This window comes from Mesorhizobium sp. M7A.F.Ca.ET.027.03.2.1, from assembly GCF_003999175.1.
GTDB lineage: Bacteria > Pseudomonadota > Alphaproteobacteria > Rhizobiales > Rhizobiaceae > Mesorhizobium.
The window spans coordinates 1-2,211 of the sequence record NZ_RZOM01001034.1 but is presented as its reverse complement, the minus strand read 5'-3'; the positions used below and the strand labels follow the sequence as shown (position 1 = coordinate 2,211).

The 2,211-nt window shown below is 64.5% G+C and carries 2 protein-coding genes; both read right to left on the bottom strand.

Annotated features, from left to right (window positions below; genetic code table 11):
• Positions 1-680: ectoine/hydroxyectoine ABC transporter ATP-binding protein EhuA (gene ehuA / locus EN750_RS30740; RefSeq protein ID WP_127398972.1), on the bottom strand; the 680-nt coding region annotated here is incomplete at its 3' end.
• Between the two features lie 272 nt (positions 681-952).
• The coding region (locus tag EN750_RS30735; RefSeq protein WP_145968068.1) for a PLP-dependent aminotransferase family protein at positions 953-2,211 on the bottom strand (1,259 nt) is incomplete at its 5' end.

Below are 2,211 nucleotides of genomic sequence, written 5' to 3'. Positions count from 1 at the left end.
TCGAAGAACAGTACCCGGTCGGCGAAATCATGGGCAAAGCCCATCTCGTGGGTGACCAGCAGCATGGTCATGTCGGTCTCGGCGGCCAGCTTGCGCATGACGTTCATCACCTCCTCGACCAGCTCCGGATCGAGCGCCGACGTCACCTCGTCGAACAGCATGATCTTCGGCGACAGCGCCAGCGCCCGGGCGATCGCCACGCGCTGCTTCTGGCCGCCGGACAACTGCGCCGGCATGGACTTGGCCTTGTCGGCCATGCCGACCATTTCGAGCAGTTCCATCGCCCGCTTTTCGGCGGCGGCGCGTGGCGTGCCCTTGGTCAGCATCGGCGCCAGCGTGACATTGTCCATGACGCATTTGTGCGGAAACAGGTTGAACAGCTGGAAGACCATGCCGATCTTCTGACGCATCCTTGTCAGATGCCGCTCATCGGCGGCCAGCAGCTGGCCATTGCGCTCCATGTGGTAGAGTTGCTCGCCGTCGATCTGGATATGACCGCCATCGATGCGCTCAAGCGTCATCAGGATGCGCAGGATCGTCGTCTTGCCCGAGCCCGACGGGCCGATCAGCGCCAGCTTCTCGCCGGGCATGACCTGCATCGACAGGCCGTCCAGCACCTTGAAGCTGCCGAAGCTCTTCGAGATGTCGTCGATCTTGATGATGGGCGCTGATGCGGACAAATAAATTCCCCGTGCTGGAGAAGCCTGTGCCCCTTAACGATGCGGAACGCGCCAAATCATGTCAATCGGGAAAATAATATCATGACAATATTTCCCATTCCGCACAATTCTTGAGCAACCAGTGCCGAAGAGTGCGCCGGGATTCGGGTCAGGCCGAGCCGAGAATGGGAGCCTCCGAGAACCGGAACGGAGCGTACTTTTCGTACGTGAGTACCGGAAGCGCAGGAGGCTGCCTTTCGCAGGCCGGCATCACCCGGATAGCGGCGCACTCGCTAGATAGCGAGCAGCAGGTGCTCGGGATCGCCGAGCAAAAGCTTGGTGACAACGCCGAGGCCGGCGCGCAGTTCCCCCTCGGTGGTCGAACCCAGCGAGATACGTACCGCCGGATGCCAGGGCGCAGCCGAAATACGGAAGGACGTGCCGGGTGCAATCGCCACGCCCTGCAGGCGAGCCTGGGCGACAAAGCTTTCCTCGGCCCGGTCGGCCGGCAGTTGCAGCCAGACATGCAACCCGTCGCGCCGGGCGCGATAGTCCACCCCCGCCAGCACTTGCGCTGCAATATCCTGCCGGCGCCGCAAAGCCGCGCGCTGCCAGTGGACAAGCTCCATCGCCGTGCCGTCGGTCACCCATTTGGTGGCGATCTCGGCCACCAGCGGCGTCGCCATCCAGTTCGAGACCAGATGCCGATTGGCGACGGCGGCGACGTAGCGGTCGGGCGCGGCCAGATAGCCGATGCGCAGGCCGGGCACGGTGATCTTGGTGAAGGAGGTGACGTAGAGCGTGCGCTCCGGCGCGAACGCGGCAACCGGCGGCGGCCGGTCTTCGACCAGCGGACCGAGCACATCGTTCTCGATGATGGCGATGTCGTGCTTGCGCGCGACCGCGGCGATCTCTTCTCGCCGCCGCGCATCCATCAGGGTCGCCGTCGGGTTGATCACCGAGGGCTGCACGAAGACCGCGCGGATGTCGGAAAGCCGGCAGGCCTCGTCCAGCGCTTCCGGGATCAGGCCGTTGTCGTCGATCGGCAGGCCTTCCAGATTGAAGCCGAGATAGCGCGCCAACGGCACCAGCGTATGGTGGCCGATCGCCTCGGTGGCAACCGTCGAGCCCGGCGGCGCGACGCTCATCAGCGCCACGGTCATGCCGGCGGTGGCGCCGTTGGTCAGGCTGACGTTCTGCGGTGATGCATCGAGGCCACAAAGCCTCAGCCATTCGACCGCCACCGCGCGGTGGCGCGGAAACACCATGTTGGGCCGGAACGAAAGTGCTGAACTCGACGGCAGGTTCTCAGCCAGCCAGCCCAGTGCCTGTTTTAGCCGCTCCAGATGCATCGGCTCACAAACCGGTTTCAGGATCGACAGGTCGATGACTTCGCCGAGCCGCTCCGGCAGGTAGGGCGGCTCCGGCTCGCGGCGCTGCGTCTGGACGAAGCTGCCGCGGCCGATCTCGCCCGAAATCAGGCCGCGACGGATTAGCTCTTCATAGGCGCGACTGACCGTCTGCACCGAAAGTTTCAGGTCGTCGGCCAGCC